Here is a 15,308-nt window from a genome sequence, read left to right as displayed (position 1 = left end):
GCACGCGGGTACGGAATCAATTTCTCGAGCAGCACGAAAATTGTGATCGAGGCGACCCATACCAGGTTCATCACGCCCGCGACAAACAGCAACGCCATCAGCATCCAGCAGCACCCCACGCATGACGTGCCGTGCTGGAGTCCCATCCGGAATGCGCCCGCTGCGCCGTCACGCCATCGCGTCATGAAAAACGCGACTGGCGATTGGCAATGTCTAAGGCACGCGCTTTTCCACGGGGTAAACTGATAGATGCCGGCTGCGCCGAGTATCGCCGCACCCAGGATCGGTGCGACTGTCAGCGCATTGGTCAGAACCGCGGTGCGTGCGAGGGTCAGCTGGGCAACCGTCGCTGCAAAGCTGAAAGCGGTCCACACTGCGAGATACCCGGCCGCGAACATCCAAGTCCATAGAACGCTGACTCCGTCACGCCCGCCGGCCAGCCGTGCATAAGTCAAAACCATTGGGCTTGCGCTTGGCAGCATCATCGCGACCATCATCACCGCCCACATCAGAAAGCAGATCGAAAAGTCCACGAGCGGGGTGGGAAGAGGAGCGGCGATTCGGGCCGCTAGCGTGCCAAAGTCCGCCGCGCTCATTGGCATCCTGACCAGATAGATCCACGCCAGTGCGCTGACGGCAATTATCTCGGTCAGAAGGTATGCGCGCTCGCGTTTCATCGGTGAGCGCTGCCGCGAGGCTATGCGTTGGACCAGGCGATGGGCGAGAAATGACCGTTGCGACCGGAATTGTCGAAGCGGAGTTGATGATCTTGGTATTGGCTTGAGCTGCCTCTGGCGATCGCCAGCTTCGTCGAATATGGGTGCGCGACGTTTTCCATCCACACCACCTGCCTGCCCGCACCGGTGATTGCCTCCACCGTCACCGCGGTGACGTTTGCTATCGACACGGTGCGTTTCTTTCCTTCTGCGGTGAAGCTGATGGGCGCGGACTTGGTCGGCAGCAGTTTCGCAACCATCGGTCCGAAGACCGAAGGAGGACCGCCCGCCGCGCCCGTGAAGATTTCTTCCAGTGCGGCGCGCTGCTCTGGGGTTGCGCGATCATCGACGTACACGGCCAGCGTGCCTCCGCCGGCGGACATTACTCCGGGGGTGGTCAGCGCCTGGACGGCGTTGAGACCCGACAAGTCGACGTTGCCGTATTGTCCTTTTTCAATATGGAAGGCCAGCACCACATCGCAATGTCCCTCGGTCGGTCGCGCGCCAAGCAACAGGCAGGGACATAGAATCTCGCAGTTGCACGACTCGAAGTACTCACCGGCGAGCGTCCAGTGGGGTTTCTGTGTGGTCATTTGGCTCCTCCCTTCGGGTGACCCCCAGCAGCCGCAAATTGCTCGGCCGCTGAGGTCAGGTGTGCAAAGAAGGTCGACCCGAAACCGGTCTCAATTGCAGTGCGGCATTCCATAAACATCGGGTCGCCTTTCTGAATGCGCAAGCACGGAAGTTGGGTGTCCTTGGCGCCCTCCATCAGGCCCGCGGTATCACGCGAGATCGCCGTCAACAAGGTATCGCCGTTTTCGAACCGATAGACAACGACCGGAAAGAACACGCAAGTCAACGGCTTAATCGAGGCGACCGGAACGTTTTTCTCCAGGGCCAGAGAGTGGAGTCCGCACCACAATCGCCCCTCCGAGTCGCGATACGAAAAGACGCACCGTCCTTTTTCCTTGGCCAGCGAGATCGAGTGTGATTCCTCGAAAAACTCGCTGATGGACCGCTGGGCGTTTACCCGCCGGGCATCGTATCGGGAAAGTAACTCGAGGACTGCATCGGCATTGGCGACGATTCGTTCCTTCTCCTCGGGGGTTATCTCCACCTCATAGTCGGTGCAGCACGACTCGGTTTCAGGGTCGCGATCAATCCCCGCACAGGTCCGCGTGTCGCAATGAAATCGCGTCCGGAACATTGCTTCGCAATCCACAAGGATACCGTCGACGTCCACGAGCAGACCGCGGCCCCTAAGTGAGTCGATATAGCGGCGCCAGGGCGCCTCATTGTAGTCGCGCAGCCAATTGCTGAGCGCTGTGGAAGCAGGTGAGGGTGGCATTTTTCGACCTCAATCTCTTAGATGCGCCGCGCATACGGGCCGCAGCGCAATCCCTGTTCACTTATGTCCAAATCACAATGCAGGTCCATTGTTACAGCTCATCGCGAGCGCGCTCATAGAGATTTGCGTCCGTCACTTCTCGCGCGAGGGACGCTCGGCAGCTCCGCCCCCAAGCTTAAGGTGTCGGGGTGGCGGGTTTGTACTCCACCAGTTGTGCCACGACCGAGCCCTCATAGTTCGAGTGATAGTCAAACCTGACGAAGCGGTTGACCTTTGGCGCATACCAGTACGTCAACTGCGATTCGTCAGCCATCCCTCCTTTTCCGTAAAACCGGGTATTGACCTCGGCCTTGATGCAGTGAAAGGTCCCAGCCGGCACTGTCACATCCTCCCAGCCGAACACTCTTCCGGTGTCCTGCGCACGGCCGCTGGTCGCGGATGCGCCGATGACGCGCCAGCTGTAGTCGTTCACCCAGGTCTTGTTCGGATAGAGGGGAAACGGAAACCACAGGCCGGGCTTGTCCGATATGCTCGGGTCTGCCGACGATTCGGTCAATGAGCGGTAGACAATGATGTTGAGGTAGGGATCGGTCGTCATCTCCGAACCCCAGAAGCTGACGTTCATCGTGCCGTCGCGCTGAACCTCCTCGATGCGAAATTCGCGATTATCACCCCTGATTCGATCCACCCACACGTCTCCGCTGCGCAAAACCGGCGCTGGGACCTGACCTGCGGACCGCACCTGCGCGGCTGAGGGGTTCTGCGAAACGCCCAGCGACGATGGTGAGTCGCTGCGGCTGGCACAGCCGACAAGGGGTCCCAGCACTAGCAGCGCGGTGACGAAGAAAGGGCAGCTCCGAAGCCTATTCTGTCGGACGACAACTTTTGAAGCGTGCATACGAGCGCGTCCCGCTAACGTCCGCGCAACCACGCCTTCAGGTCGCGGCGCAACGCGCGGCGTCGGTGCTTAAGGTTCAGAAAAATATCGTCGTAGATGAATTTGCGCACCGCGAAGCTTGATCCGCCAAGATCGTTCGGCACGGCCCCCGCGGATCTTCTGTAGCGGTAGACCTGGATCCCGTTCCACCACGTCGGATGATGATTACGTGGAGTGCGAAGGTTCAGAATGAGTTCCCAGCCGCGGACCTGGCGCGCCATTAGTTGATCGGCCGCGCGTGCGGCGCGCTTGTTGGTGTCATCAATCACGATGACCGCATCCGACGAGAAGTGCGGCAACGCGCAGCGCAAGCCGTCGTACTGATCGGCGAATGAGTGGCCGCCATCGTAGAAGTATGCGCCGATTCGCGCGGGCTGCCATGGCGCCACTTCCATGAACTTGCGGAAATCCATGTCGAAGAATTGAACCTGGCCGGGCGGCGTATAGCGGCCGAGGGTCGCGCGTAGCGAGTCCGCTGCGCCATCGAATTGCGAGAAATTATCGCAGGCGAAGAGCCGATGATGGTGGTTGCCCAGTGCGGCGCCGACCAGGCTCGCACCCTTGTAGCACCCGACCTCTACGTAGACTTCATCCGGTTCCAAGGCGGCAACCGCCAGATTGAGCAGCTTGAGCTTGTTCTCGGTCGCCATGCCCGGAACGTTGTCGAGCACCTCGGCCAGTTCCCGGCCGCTCGGAGTGCGCGATCTTTCCAAGCATTTGGGATCGGTGAATTCGGGCCATTCGGTGCGACAACGCCCAATAAATTCCTCGAACCGCATCGCGGAAGCAGGCAAGCGGCCTATGGGTAGTAGAAGCCGGGACCTACCCAGCCCAGTCCGCCGTAGGGATTGAAATTCTCGATCTGCGCGTCCATCTCTTCTTCCTGAGCGGCTGCAACATCATCGCGCGCAGTTTGGTTCTCCTTTTGTTCCCAGTTCTGCTGCAGCTGCATCTGCTCGTATCGCTGATAAGCCTGCTCCGAACCCAGATACATGCATTTGCAGTGCTGCGGGTCGGCCATCCAGTAATGCAGCTTCCCGGTCCGTCCGACGTAGTAAGAAACCTCAAGCGGCGGTAGACTTGCGATTTGTTGCTCGCGCTTTGGAGTATCGGCGGGCAGCATCACGAATCCCGCCGCGCTTAGCATGGGCTCGATCTGCGCGGCCTTCTGTTCGGGTGTTGGCTTGGCCGGCTCGTCCATCTGGTGGATGTCGGAAGCAACGCTGGAACAGGCGATAGCGACGCACGCAAGCAGGAGCACTGGGAGTGCACGCCCAGAGTGATCAAAACGAAAGATTGAAGGCATTCAAAAAGCCCGCCGCATTCCTCGCGCGGACGCTATTGTCTCCATGGCCAGCGGTGGACGCAAGCACCGGAAGACCGCATCGGGCGCAAGCGCGACAGGGGCGCCCGATGCGAAGAGAAAGCCGCTTTGTCTGCGCCCCCTCAGGGCAGGCTGTTAATCGCGTTTCCGGACGAATCAAACAGGGTCAGAGCCCCCGAACCATCTGAATTGAGGGTCAAAGAGGCACGAGTGACGCCGTTGCTTCCAAGAAGCGCGACCCCAGGCCTTCCGTCCGGTGTCACATCCAAACCAATCCGGCTTCCGCTCGCATCGCCCATCCGTAGAGTTGGCGAGCCATCGGCGTCGATAACGAACGAAGCGCGATCCTTCCCGGAATGATCGTGAATAACGATCCCCGCTCCCCCCTTCTCTCCGACTCCAAACGCCAACTCCGGAGTCCCGTCGGTATTGAACATCCTTATGCGCGGCGAGTCCGTGGTGTATACCACTTCAAGGCGAGCCTTGCCCTTGCTGTCATATAGCCCCAGGCCCGGAGCGCCGTCGGGAGCCACTCCGAGTCCTGCACGCAACGCTCCGGTGGCATCCATGAGGGCAAGCTGCGCTACTCCCCGGCTGGTGATGTCGAGCACGCCGCGGGTCTTGCCTGCCTGGTCGAGGAGAACGAACTTACGCGCCGAGACTACTCTAGGAGCCGCGGCGGCCTCGACGGTTGCGGCGCTGATGAGGTAACCGGCCACCCCCCCACCCAAAGTCGCAGCGACAAATACCATTGCCAGGATTCCGAGACGCTCTCTGGTTATCATGATCAGGGGTTCTCCTTATCGCGCGAAATCCTCTCGCCAAAAATCTAGCATCGCCATCGCATCCAAGGCGAGTAGTTTCGTACTCTACTTCTCTTCGAAAGATGCCGCCGGCTTCCGCTCGGGACTTCTGAACAGTTCAGATTATCAGCGAGGCTGAGGGTTGAACGGCCAGTGAATAACGGCCTGCATGATTGGTCAAGCGCACCTGCGCGTCGAAGGCCGCCGAGAGCGTTTTCGAATTCAGTACATCGCGCCGGGGGCCTGCGGCGATAACTTGTCCCTGCTTGAGCACGATGAGATGCGAAAAGGCCGCTGTGATCTCCTCAACATGATGTGTCACAAGGACAATCGCTGGCGCGCCTTTCGATCGAGCCAGTCGCTCGAGGAACTGCAGGAAATGTTCACGCGCCACCGGGTCAAGACCCGCGCATGGTTCGTCGAGGATCAGTAACCGCGGGTCCGCCATCAGAGCGCGGCCGATGAGGATTCGCTGGCGCTCGCCCTGCGAGAGATGCAACCAGGGGCGCTCGGCTAGAGAAGAGGCCTCGATGCGCCTCAGAATCTTTGCTGCCGTGGCCCGATCGGCGTCCGCGACCTCACCCCAGTGGCCGATCATCGCGAGTTTGCCGCTGACTATCGCGGCGAGCGCTGTCTCCCCCTCCGGCATCATCTGGTGAACGCTCGAGCTCACCAGTCCGACCTTTTTCCTCAACTCGCGCCAATCGCTGCGTCCGTAGGTTTTGCCCAGGACCCTAATCGTGCCGGCGGTGGGCGGAAAGTAGCCCGTGAGCGCACGCAACAACGAGGTCTTGCCGGATCCGTTCGCGCCCACAATCACCCAGTGCTGCCCTCCCTCGACGCGCCAATCGATGCCGCGCAGGATCGAGACGTCGCGTTCCACCACCAGGCCTAAAACTTCGATGACCGGTCGGGTGGTCGCTTTGCGCCGCGCGCTAACGCGCTGAAGAGTCTCGGCCATCTACGTATTGAAACCTCGGGCGGACGGTTAACGCAGACTGTCGACCACGCGGTCCATCGCCATCCCAAGCGATCCTTTCACGAGAACCACATCACCATCTCGGAATCTCCCCGCGATCAGGCGTACCGCCTCATCGCTGTCGCGGGCCTGCAAGCATTCCACGCCCGCCCTGACGGGAGGGTTGAGCACCCTGGTGAGCGCGGCATTCATCTCGGGACCAACCGCGACGAACAGGGCGGCACGCGAGGCCAGGACCGCCGCTATCGTATCATCGTGGGAACTTGCGGAGAGTGCGCCGAGTTCCAGCATGTCGCCCAAAATAAAAATCAGCCTTGCCTTCGAGTGCTCGGCCACCTCGGTTGCGGTTGCGATCGCGGCCCGCATCGATGGGGGTTGCGCGTTGTAGCTGTCATCGATCACCAACATCCCCTTCAGATTCGCGAGAGCCAGGCGGCGCGAGACCGGACCCGCGGCAGCGAGCGCCTCGCCAATGGCGCGCAGCTGATCACTTGACAAAGTCTCGGGACTCATCGCGAGCACGCACGCCACTGCGGCGGCGCAGTTCAAAGCCATCGCCGGTCCAAGCAAAACGATCTCAGCCACCAGCAGCGGACTTTCGCCGCTCTTCACAAGCCGGGGGTCCACTTTAAGCACGATTCTCGAGCGTCCGTTGTCCAGCACGGCACGGCTTGCCAGACGGACATCGGCCTCGGACGAGGTCCCGAAAGTAAGAACGCTCAGACGAGGAGGTATGCGCGATCTGAGCAGCGGTTGTTCGGTTGAGACGATCGCAAACCTGCGCGCGGTGGAGAACATCGCGGCCTCCTCGTCGACGATTTCCTGCAGAGAGCCAAGGCCTTCGCTATGCTCAATATCGACGTTGAGCACCAGCGCCGCGTCGGGTTCGACGATGTGAGCGAGCTGAGCGATCTCACCACGCAGATTGGTCCCGCATTCAATGATGGCCGCGCGATGCTCCCCGGAAAGGGTGAAGATAGTCATCGGGACACCGATCCGATTGTTCAGGTTTCCCGGAGTTGCGAGAGTAGAGCCGAAAACCGCGCGCGCGGCCGCGGCCAGGAGTTCCTTGGTGGTCGTTTTTCCGGCGGCACCACCCACGGCGATAACGGGAAGGCGGCTTTCGGCACGAACCCGCTGCAGATGGCGGCGCGCAAGCGATCCGAGTGCCGGGAGCGTGTCCTCGACCGCGATGCACGGAAGCGAGGCCAATTCTCGGCCGCGCGACACCACTGCGGCGCCGGCACCCCGCGAGGCCGCCTGTGTCAGATAATCGTGACCGTCGGACGCGGCGCCCTTCAGCGCGACGAACAGCGCACCGCGCTGCGTTTGGCGGGTGTCGGTGCTTACTCCGATCGTGGTCGTACGCGCATCGCCGCCAACCAGTTCTCCATCAGTTGCCGCGGCGATCTCGCCGAGTGTGAATGCACATCGGTTCGGCGGAATCGTGGTGGCCATCGGGAATCATACTGCCGAATTCCAAGCGCGGCTCATACACGGGGTGCGCCCTTGACAACCAAGGCACACGGGATGACCCTCGCTTCTTCAGTCACACACCAGTCGGAGGGTGGGTCGGACATGGCTTCGAGGGAGACGCCGCTGGTCGGCGTAATCATAGGCAGCAAGAGCGATTGGGAATATATGGCGGCGGCGGCCGAGACCATGACCGAACTTAAAGTTCCACATGAGGTTAGGGTGCTGTCCGCGCATCGCACGCCGGACCTGACCCTGGAATATTCGGCGCGCGCCGCCGAGCGCGGCCTGCGTGCAATCATCGCGGGGGCGGGCGGGGCGGCCCATCTGGCCGGCGTGATCGCGGCCAAGACCATTCTGCCGGTGATCGGCGTGCCGATGCCCACCACATCGTTGAGCGGGATGGATTCGTTGCTTTCGATCGTCCAGATGCCGAAGGGGGTGCCGGTGGCAACCATGGCGATCGGAAAGCCGGGAGCCGCCAACGCCGGGCTGTTCGCTGCCCAGATAATCGCGCTCGGCGATCCCGAACTGGCCCAGCGGCTTAAGGCCTGGCGCGAGGCCCGCGCTCAGGAGCTTTTGCAGCAGAAGCTCCCCTGACCAGAACCGCCGCGTTATGCGCAAGTCCGATATCGACACGCCCGCGTTGATTCTCGACCTGGACCTCGTCGAAGACAACATAGCCGTGATGGCGGCATACTTTCGCGGTCGGCCGCAAAAGCTGCGGCCCCATTTCAAGACGCCCAAGACACCCGAGATCGCCCGGCGCCAGCTGGCTGCCGGCGCGATCGGAATCACCGCGGCCAAGCTTGGCGAGGCCGAGGTGCTGGCACGGGCTGGACTGGGGCCGATTCTCATAGCCAATCAGATCGCCGGTGCCGCTAAGGTCGATCGCCTGTTCGCCATCGCCGCGCGGGTTGACACGATCGCGACGGTGGAGAGCGAATTCAATATCCAAGAACTCGAGGGGGGTTGTGCGCGTGCGGGACGCGCCATCGATGTAATTATTGAAGTAGATACCGGAATGCATCGCTGTGGCACCGACTCGCCCGCCGAGACGGTCACGTTGGTAAAGAGAATCGCGCGCGGTCCGCTCAACTATCGCGGCGTCATGGGTTATGAAGGCCATGCGGTGCTGTTGCCGGATCGCGAAAAGCGCGAGACCACCGCGCGGGAGGCGCTTACCATTCTGAGCCGTCATGTCGAAGCGCTTAGGGGTGCGGGACTGCCGCCCGCAATCGTGAGCGCCGGCGGCACCGGCACTTACGATATAGCCGGTTCATGGCCGGACGTGACTGAAGTTCAGGCCGGCTCGTACGTCTTTATGGATGGAGCCTATCGGCGGGTGCGACCCGATTTAGGTATGTCGGCGCTGACCTTGCTCACTACCGTTATCGCGCGGCGAGGCGACCGAGTGATTGTCGACGCGGGCATGAAATCGCTGACCAATGAATTTGGTCCACCGCTAGGAAAGACCCTCCCGCTCAAGGTCGCGCGGTTGTCGGAAGAACACGGTCACCTGGCCGCTGGCGATCTGGAAATTGCGCCTGGAACGAAAATCGAAGTGGTGCCGAGTCACGGCGATACCACCATAAATTTACACAGCGAGTATTATGTCGTGAGAGGGGATGAGGTAGTCGCGATTTGGCCGATCGAAGGGGCACGCGCATATAGATGAGGGACTCATGGCGAAAGGCGGTCGGCGGTCTAGTCCTCGCCGTGCTGATGATTCCGGCGCACGCGGGCATCTCGGCGGCGACCGAAATCAAAACCCTGGGCCGGCTCAAGATTCCGCCCAACGCCGCGGTCATGTCGGTCTGCACCGACCCGGTGGTTCAGGGAGTGCTCAGCGAAGATCTTCGCGGGCACCCACGTTCGGGCGTGCCCATCATGGTAACGGTCACGGTCAATGCACGCGCACTGGCTCCGGGGGTTTCTATCCAGGACTTGTCGCCGGGTGATCCGTCGGTCGCCGAGATGCTCAAGGACCTGGGTGCGCAACCACCGCCGCTGGGTGATACCGGTAACAAGCCTTTGGAAGATCCGTACACCTCAATGGCTCGCCGCCAGACCCTGAACCACGAGGACCCGAGGATGCAACAGTTCCAGACCTACCTGAACAATCGCGACGAGGCGGCAAATGGGCCCTCTCCTTACGACAAGATTCCGCCCAACCAACTGTACCAGACCGCGATCGTCGCGCGCGCATCGGCTTCGGACTCGGCGAGCGAGCTTAAGGTCGTCGCGCTGGTGGAGGCGGGAGACGACGTGGAAAAGGGCAAGCGGTTGGTGGCGGAAGCAATCGCCGACGCGATTCTCCACTGAGCGTAACCTGATTCTCTTCCCGCGCGAGTATTAATCAGTTGTCTGAAGGTTGCGGCGAAGGCCGTGCGGCGAGTTAGATGACAAATCGTCCGATACCGCCAGCGGCGTGACCCTGGTTTCGAATGGGACACCGGGCGCGCTGCTCGGTGGTGCGGCTCGCGAAACTTTAGCGGGAGGCCTCACCAGAGACTCAACCTTCAAGGACTCCCGCTGTGAAAGATGGAGCAGGCCCCGCAGAAGCGCCTGTCTCTTCACCAACAGGAAAGCGGTTGCGGCCCCGACTATCAGGACGATCACCAGAATGAGGTACCGCCCGCCGCCCGACTTGGGTTCCTTCGTGATCATCGGGATGGGTTCGCTGGTCTTTGCGGCAGTGTTTTCTGCTTTTTGCACGTCGTGCACGAAGCGCGAGGCAACCTGCTCTGGGTCGAGTCCGATAAAAGCGGCGTACCGGCGCACGAACGGCAGCAGGTAGAGCTGATCGGAAATGAGACCGTAGTCGTCGGTCTCGATCGCTCTGATGTAGTGAGGAGGGATGTGGGTTTCGGCAGCAACCTGCTCGGGGGTGTAGCCGCCGCTCTTGCGCGCCTCGGTGAGAAATTGGCCGAGACTTGTCTCACCGCGGGTCCCGCCAACCCCCGCGATTTGCGTCTTCGCTTCAGCCACCTGCTGCCTCCCCGCCTTTTGCAAGGGTTCTCCGAGAACTAGCTGCCCTATCTGCCACTTGCTCAGCTGCCACCTTGAGTTCCACCAGTCTCAAGCTTGCGCAGGTTCTCGCGCGCATCTCGCACATAACTTGGATCCGATTGACCCGCGTATCCCGCACCCATGCTCCCGTATTTGATCGCGTCTTGCCAGTTGTGCTGCTGAAAGGAAAGCATACCCAGGTAGTCGTAGGCCGGCGCGTAGGTTGGAAAGTAATCGATCGCACGGTGGAAATCTTCGCTCGCCGCGATCATTGCACCGCCCTGATAGGACTTGACACCGCGCTGGGTAAAAATCTGCGCGGCGAGATTCTTCAGCGTAAGGTTGTCGGGGTCGTGGGCTAGCGCTGCCTGAATATCATACGCGGCATCATCAAGTCGGCCTTCGGCGAGCGCTCGTTGCGCGGAATCTTGGTTTATCGGAGCGCAGCCCTGTAGTGCGATTGTCAAAGCAATTGCGGTGAGCCATGGGCGTATGACCTTTGCCGCAAACATCCGCCCTTTCTAACTACAGGCCAGCGGCGTCGAATCCAAGTGTTGAGGGTTCAGGTTTCCCGTCGTGCCTGTGGGATCTTTGCGATCCTCTCGGACCTCACATCCCGCCGCAGCGTGCGCCACTTCCCGATTGTAGAGCGCAAGCTTCTTACCTTCGCAACCGATTATACGCGGTGGTGGATTCAACGTTTTGCTCAATTCCTCGAGGTCCCCACGGTTAGCGATCAACACGACGCAGCGGTTCGATGCCCACACTTCGCGGAGCTTGGCGGCCGTGCCAACGAATCCAGCGCGCTCGTCAGGAGTCTGCGCAAACGGGGCTAGCTCGCCCCAGTACTGGACCAAAATCTCGCGCCGACCCGTGTAGAACGGCAGCGCCTGCACGAAGTGACGGTACGAACCGAGCACGCAACCTTCATAAGGCCTGATTTGACGAGCCAGATCGCGATAGCTGATCGTGGCTCCCGCATGAATTCTGGCGCTCTGCCCAAGCCAGCTCGTGGTCGCCATTGCCAACGCGATGGCCGCGAACACGTAGCCGGCATGGTTGGTTCTGGCGGCGAGCGCCCAAGCCGCCACTGCGCCGGCCGCGACCACTATGGCAATGGCGGTGCCATCCAATACCAGCGCTAGTCCAATCCTGGCCCGTATCGCGACGAGCACGATTATCACCACCCCGGCGATCGCAAGATTGAGCAGTGCAAAACGTCCGGAGATTCTTGTGCGTCGCTCGCGGCTCGTCGCGCCGAGATGGGCAAGCGCCAAGCCGGAAACCATGGCGATCGGAGGCAACGCCGGCAGGATGTAGGAGCCGAGCTTGGAGCGCGGAATTGAGAAAAAGACGAAAATGACCGTGAACCAGACCGCGAGCAACCGCAGCGCGGAGCGCACCTTCCGGTGATGCGCTTCGGGCAACTCGCGGGCGGTAGAGATTCCCAGCGGAACGAAAAAAAGCCAGGGCCAGGTTCCGGCCACCACGACGGGAATGAAGAAGTACGGCCCCCATCCGTGTTCGCGCGATGAGACGAACCGCTCCAGATGCTCGTGCACGAAGAAGAAGCTCGCAAACCCGGGATTGCGCATCGCGGTCAAAAGAAACCATGGTGTGACGATAACCGCATACACCGCGAGGCAACTTAGTAGCGGCATGCGGCGCACTTCACGGCCCCGCCCTTCGAGCAGGATCCAGATCAGTGCGACAGATCCGCCCAGTACCGGTGCGACCGGGCCCTTGGCCAGTGTGCCCAGCGCCAGCATCGCGGAGGCAATCAACATCCAGGCGCGACCCGCACCGCCGCTGAAGTCGGGACACTCCGCGGCGAAGTAAAACGCTCCCACGGCCGCGGTCAGAAAGAAAGCCAGCGCAGGATCGAGCGTGGCAAACCGCGCGAACGCGAAGACCAGGGGACACAGAGCTAGCACGACTGCCCCTGCAAACCCGGCAGCCGCCCCGAACATTGCCTCGCCGATCAGGCAAGTGGCCGCGACTTGTCCGATCGTGAACAGAGCCGCGGGGAGCCGTACCGCGAACTCATCGGCTCCGAACAGGCGTATCGCGACCGCCTCCGCCCAATACACCAGCGGCGGCTTCTCGAAGTAGCGGACCTGGTCGTCGCGCGGGGTGATGTACTCTCCCGAAACCACCATCTCGCGGGCGATTTCCGCATAGCGGCCCTCATCAGGTTCCCACAGCGCGGGGGAGCCGAGGCCGGGCAGGTAAAGGAGCGCCGCGATCAGAGCTGCCAGTGCGACGCGAGACGACCTGTGGGGCGGTTGCATAACCCCACGAGTCTTCCGGCACCAGCACGCCAGGTCAACGGCGTGAAGTCCTGCTCCACATGAGCTCCCCCTCCTGGTGACGCAAGTTGACACGGCAAGGGGCGTCGATAAGAATTGCGTCTGTCATATCTGAGCCTGAGTTCGAGCGATCGGACTCCGCCAGCAGCACGGAGACGCTCCGCGCACGCCCAACCGAAATCTAAGGGTCGGCTGGGCCCGCACGGAGCGTTTTGGCGTTTCGGGGAGACCGGATGAACGATGGAAACAATCTCGGGGCCGGTGGACTAATCACGGAACAGCGCCGTGAGTTCGACGATACCGGGTTACTGCATCTGCCTAGTGCGATCCCCGAGCCGCAGGTGTGCGCCATGCGCGAAATTTTGTGGGCGGAGCTTGCCGGTAAATATGGTTTTCGGCCCGATGCACCGGAAGCGTGGCGAGAAGGGCCGGTCTTTGGTTTGCAACACGTGGGGCGGAAAGGTGGATTCGCCGGTATGATGAGCCCCGCCCTGTGCGCGGCGCTCAACGATCTCTTTGCGCCGGATGGGTGGGAGCGGCCGGTGCACTGGGGGACTCCTTTGGTCACCTTTCCATTCCATGGGCGGCGGTGGGAAGTGCCCCACCAAACTTGGCACCTTGACGTCTATGGAGGGCTTGGCGTTCAGCGCGCATTTGGGGAGGTCACGGTCTTCGCATTTTTGGATTCGGTCAGCTCCCAAGGTGGGGCAACGGTGGCGGTAATCGGAACCCATAGATTGATTCAGGAACTTTCAGCAGGCGGCAAAGCGAAGATTCGCTCTGCCGATGGGCGCAGGTTGCTGGCAGAGACCCACCCGTGGCTGAGGGACCTATGGTCGGAAGAATTTTCGGAGACGCGCAGACAACGGCTTATGGAAGAAGGCGCGATAGTGCGCGGTGTTCCGGTGAAAGTGGTCGAAATTACCGGCAAAGCAGGGGACATCGTCGTGATGCATTCGAGCGTTTTACACACGCCCTCACTCAATTGCAGTGGCAAACCGCGCATCGTCGCGCGGCAAGGCGTCTATCGAGCGAAAGGCTGCGTAAACTCCTGATTGGAGAAGCGCGAATGTCTTGCAGTGGGCATAGCCCGACCATGCCGTTCCGAACCTCCGGGGATTCGCTGAATGCAAGATGCCGCCGCGACGATAGTGCGGGCCCGCGTCGAACATGAGACTGCGGAGCAATGAACAGAGCTAAGACTCGGCAGCCGCGTCCGGTCTATCGAATCGAGCAGCGCCACGGCCGCTGGATGCTCATTGCACCAAACGGTAGTCCGTTCGTTTCGTTGGGAGTAGTTCATACCGGCGCGGTCCCCGGATTCCGTGACGAGGCTCGCGAACGGCGTACCCCGCTCACCGAAAAAATTGCTGCGAATCTGCAGCAATGGGGATTTAATACCGCAGGCTATCATCATCCGAGCGAACTTCCCGATCGCATGCCGTTCCTCGCGGATACCTATATCGCCTGGGTTCCATACTTCGCTCCCCGGCCGCGCTATCCGGATGTTTTCGGCGGGTATGGCGGCGCCGCCCGCCGGGCGGTTCATCAGATGTGTGCGCCGGTCAAAAGCAATCCAAATCTGATTGGTTACTACTGGACCGACACGCCGCGCTGGGACCTCGATAATGCCCGGCGGCTGGTGAATGACGACTGGGTGTCCGCGATTCGCGGTAGCCAGGCGATCTATCCCGGCAAGCAGCGCTATGTCGCCTTCCTGCGCGAGCGGCATGGCGCGAATCCGGACGCCTTCCGCAAGCTTTACGGCACCGACCTGTATGACCCGTCGTTACTACACGCGGATTTCGCAGGTCTGCTACTGGATGATCCAGTCGTGCACCGCGACGACTATGATTTTCTGCGGCTCATCGCGCGCGAGTACTATCGTGCAGCCGGCGAGGCGATGGAGCGTGAGGATCGCAAGCATCTCGTGTTCGGCGATCGCTACTTGCTGACCGACATGCCCACCGAAGTGCTCGAAGAAGCGTTACCCTGGACAGATGCAATTGCCGTCCAGCCATGTGAGCCGCGCTTCGAGAAAGATCGGTTCGACCGTGTGTATCGAATCTCGCGCAAACCAATTCTGATCTGTGACCACGCCCTCAGCTTTCCCACCGCTCGCTATCCGGAAACCGGCTGGCCAAAGTGCGCAAGCGAGGCGGACGCCGCGCGTGCGTACGAAGAATACCTCAAGGAGGCCTTCGCGCAGCCCTACATCCTCGGCTATCACCGCTGCCACTACCTGGACCGTTTCTCAAAAAGCAGGGGAGTTCTTATGCAGGGGCTGGTACGCGAGGATTGGACCCCCTACCCAGTTCTCGTCGAGGGGGTGCGTCGCGCCAACTGTGCGATGCTCGAAACTTTTCAGTGGGGAAACCGGGGAGAGTAATAATCTGCCTATCTTTAA

General features: G+C 61.1%; 17 protein-coding genes. 5 read left to right on the top strand and 12 right to left on the bottom strand.

Translation table 11 applies throughout. The annotated features are described in order from the left end of the window. The 9 genes from VGI36_10735 to murF form a co-directional block, all read right to left on the bottom strand. On the bottom strand, positions 1-677 hold a 677-nt coding region (locus tag VGI36_10735; protein HEY2485618.1), incomplete at its 3' end, for a DUF2182 domain-containing protein. A gap of 20 nt (positions 678-697) precedes the next feature. After that, entirely contained in the window at positions 698-1,309 is a 612-nt protein-coding gene (locus tag VGI36_10730) for a DUF1326 domain-containing protein (protein HEY2485617.1), read from the bottom strand. Beyond that, positions 1,306-2,064: a DUF3109 family protein gene (locus tag VGI36_10725; protein ID HEY2485616.1), complete on the bottom strand. Its 759-nt coding sequence runs from the start codon at positions 2,062-2,064 to the stop codon at positions 1,306-1,308. Before VGI36_10725 ends, VGI36_10730 begins: the two co-directional genes overlap by 4 nt. 175 nt (positions 2,065-2,239) lie before the next feature. Further along, positions 2,240-2,752 (bottom strand): hypothetical protein, encoded by a 513-nt coding sequence (locus VGI36_10720; GenBank protein HEY2485615.1) that lies wholly within the window; start codon positions 2,750-2,752, stop codon positions 2,240-2,242. 224 nt (positions 2,753-2,976) lie between these two features. After that, positions 2,977-3,714 (bottom strand): class I SAM-dependent methyltransferase, encoded by a 738-nt coding sequence (locus VGI36_10715; GenBank protein ID HEY2485614.1) that lies wholly within the window; start codon positions 3,712-3,714, stop codon positions 2,977-2,979. A gap of 86 nt (positions 3,715-3,800) precedes the next feature. Next, positions 3,801-4,262, bottom strand: coding sequence for a hypothetical protein (locus tag VGI36_10710; GenBank protein HEY2485613.1), 462 nt, complete (start codon positions 4,260-4,262; stop codon positions 3,801-3,803). A 185-nt stretch (positions 4,263-4,447) separates the two neighbouring features. After that, entirely contained in the window at positions 4,448-5,110 is a 663-nt protein-coding gene (locus VGI36_10705; protein ID HEY2485612.1) for a hypothetical protein, read from the bottom strand. A 136-nt stretch (positions 5,111-5,246) separates the two neighbouring features. Then, the gene (locus tag VGI36_10700; protein ID HEY2485611.1) at positions 5,247-6,089 is read right to left on the bottom strand and encodes an ABC transporter ATP-binding protein; all 843 of its coding nucleotides are present in this window, start codon (positions 6,087-6,089) and stop codon (positions 5,247-5,249) included. Between the two features lie 27 nt (positions 6,090-6,116). Next, positions 6,117-7,565: a UDP-N-acetylmuramoyl-tripeptide--D-alanyl-D-alanine ligase gene (gene murF, locus VGI36_10695; GenBank protein ID HEY2485610.1), complete on the bottom strand. Its 1,449-nt coding sequence runs from the start codon at positions 7,563-7,565 to the stop codon at positions 6,117-6,119. A gap of 120 nt (positions 7,566-7,685) precedes the next feature. Here murF and purE point away from each other — a divergent pair, with 120 nt between their 5' ends. Genes purE through VGI36_10680 form a run of 3 tightly spaced genes read left to right on the top strand, consistent with a single transcriptional unit; the run spans position 7,686 to position 9,905 of the window. Next, positions 7,686-8,180, top strand: coding sequence for a 5-(carboxyamino)imidazole ribonucleotide mutase (purE, locus tag VGI36_10690; GenBank protein ID HEY2485609.1), 495 nt, complete (start codon positions 7,686-7,688; stop codon positions 8,178-8,180). 16 nt (positions 8,181-8,196) lie between these two features. Continuing rightward, positions 8,197-9,258, top strand: coding sequence for a DSD1 family PLP-dependent enzyme (locus VGI36_10685; protein HEY2485608.1), 1,062 nt, complete (start codon positions 8,197-8,199; stop codon positions 9,256-9,258). After that, entirely contained in the window at positions 9,255-9,905 is a 651-nt protein-coding gene (locus VGI36_10680) for a hypothetical protein (GenBank protein HEY2485607.1), read from the top strand. The genes VGI36_10685 and VGI36_10680 overlap by 4 nt, the downstream gene beginning before the upstream one ends. A 30-nt stretch (positions 9,906-9,935) precedes the next feature. Here VGI36_10680 and VGI36_10675 read toward each other — a convergent pair whose 3' ends face one another. The 3 genes from VGI36_10675 to VGI36_10665 form a co-directional block, all read right to left on the bottom strand. Further along, entirely contained in the window at positions 9,936-10,571 is a 636-nt protein-coding gene (locus VGI36_10675) for a helix-turn-helix domain-containing protein (protein HEY2485606.1), read from the bottom strand. Positions 10,572-10,633: 62 nt separating this feature from the next. After that, entirely contained in the window at positions 10,634-11,104 is a 471-nt protein-coding gene (locus VGI36_10670) for a hypothetical protein (protein ID HEY2485605.1), read from the bottom strand. A 9-nt stretch (positions 11,105-11,113) separates the two neighbouring features. Further along, on the bottom strand, positions 11,114-12,883 hold the full coding sequence (locus VGI36_10665; protein HEY2485604.1) for a phospholipid carrier-dependent glycosyltransferase: 1,770 nt from the start codon (positions 12,881-12,883) through the stop codon (positions 11,114-11,116). A gap of 251 nt (positions 12,884-13,134) precedes the next feature. Between VGI36_10665 and VGI36_10660 the strand changes: the two genes are divergently transcribed. Together VGI36_10660 and VGI36_10655 are read left to right on the top strand one after the other, a co-directional pair. Then, positions 13,135-13,956: a phytanoyl-CoA dioxygenase family protein gene (locus VGI36_10660; GenBank protein HEY2485603.1), complete on the top strand. Its 822-nt coding sequence runs from the start codon at positions 13,135-13,137 to the stop codon at positions 13,954-13,956. A gap of 131 nt (positions 13,957-14,087) precedes the next feature. Beyond that, on the top strand, positions 14,088-15,290 hold the full coding sequence (locus VGI36_10655) for a hypothetical protein (protein HEY2485602.1): 1,203 nt from the start codon (positions 14,088-14,090) through the stop codon (positions 15,288-15,290). Positions 15,291-15,308: the final 18 nt, after the last annotated feature.

It is taken from the genome of Candidatus Binataceae bacterium (assembly GCA_036495685.1).
Lineage (GTDB): Bacteria > Desulfobacterota > Binatia > Binatales > Binataceae > JAFAHS01.
The sequence above is the reverse complement of the archived record's forward strand: the minus strand, read 5'-3'. Positions and strand labels throughout refer to the sequence as shown.

What these genes read in the sequence shown, in the direction of transcription:
- VGI36_10655 (HEY2485602.1), top strand. Translation starts at nt 14,088, where the DNA reads ATGAACAGAGCTAAGACTCGGCAGCCGCGTCCGGTCTATCGAATCGAG.
- VGI36_10705 (HEY2485612.1), bottom strand. Translation starts at nt 5,110, where the DNA reads ATGATAACCAGAGAGCGTCTCGGAATCCTGGCAATGGTATTTGTCGCT.
- VGI36_10730 (HEY2485617.1), bottom strand. Translation starts at nt 1,309, where the DNA reads ATGACCACACAGAAACCCCACTGGACGCTCGCCGGTGAGTACTTCGAG.
- VGI36_10685 (HEY2485608.1), top strand. Translation starts at nt 8,197, where the DNA reads ATGCGCAAGTCCGATATCGACACGCCCGCGTTGATTCTCGACCTGGAC.
- VGI36_10670 (HEY2485605.1), bottom strand. Translation starts at nt 11,104, where the DNA reads ATGTTTGCGGCAAAGGTCATACGCCCATGGCTCACCGCAATTGCTTTG.
- VGI36_10665 (HEY2485604.1), bottom strand. Translation starts at nt 12,883, where the DNA reads ATGCAACCGCCCCACAGGTCGTCTCGCGTCGCACTGGCAGCTCTGATC.
- VGI36_10700 (HEY2485611.1), bottom strand. Translation starts at nt 6,089, where the DNA reads ATGGCCGAGACTCTTCAGCGCGTTAGCGCGCGGCGCAAAGCGACCACC.
- VGI36_10725 (HEY2485616.1), bottom strand. Translation starts at nt 2,064, where the DNA reads ATGCCACCCTCACCTGCTTCCACAGCGCTCAGCAATTGGCTGCGCGAC.
- VGI36_10680 (HEY2485607.1), top strand. Translation starts at nt 9,255, where the DNA reads ATGAGGGACTCATGGCGAAAGGCGGTCGGCGGTCTAGTCCTCGCCGTG.
- purE (HEY2485609.1), top strand. Translation starts at nt 7,686, where the DNA reads ATGGCTTCGAGGGAGACGCCGCTGGTCGGCGTAATCATAGGCAGCAAG.
- murF (HEY2485610.1), bottom strand. Translation starts at nt 7,565, where the DNA reads ATGGCCACCACGATTCCGCCGAACCGATGTGCATTCACACTCGGCGAG.
- VGI36_10660 (HEY2485603.1), top strand. Translation starts at nt 13,135, where the DNA reads ATGAACGATGGAAACAATCTCGGGGCCGGTGGACTAATCACGGAACAG.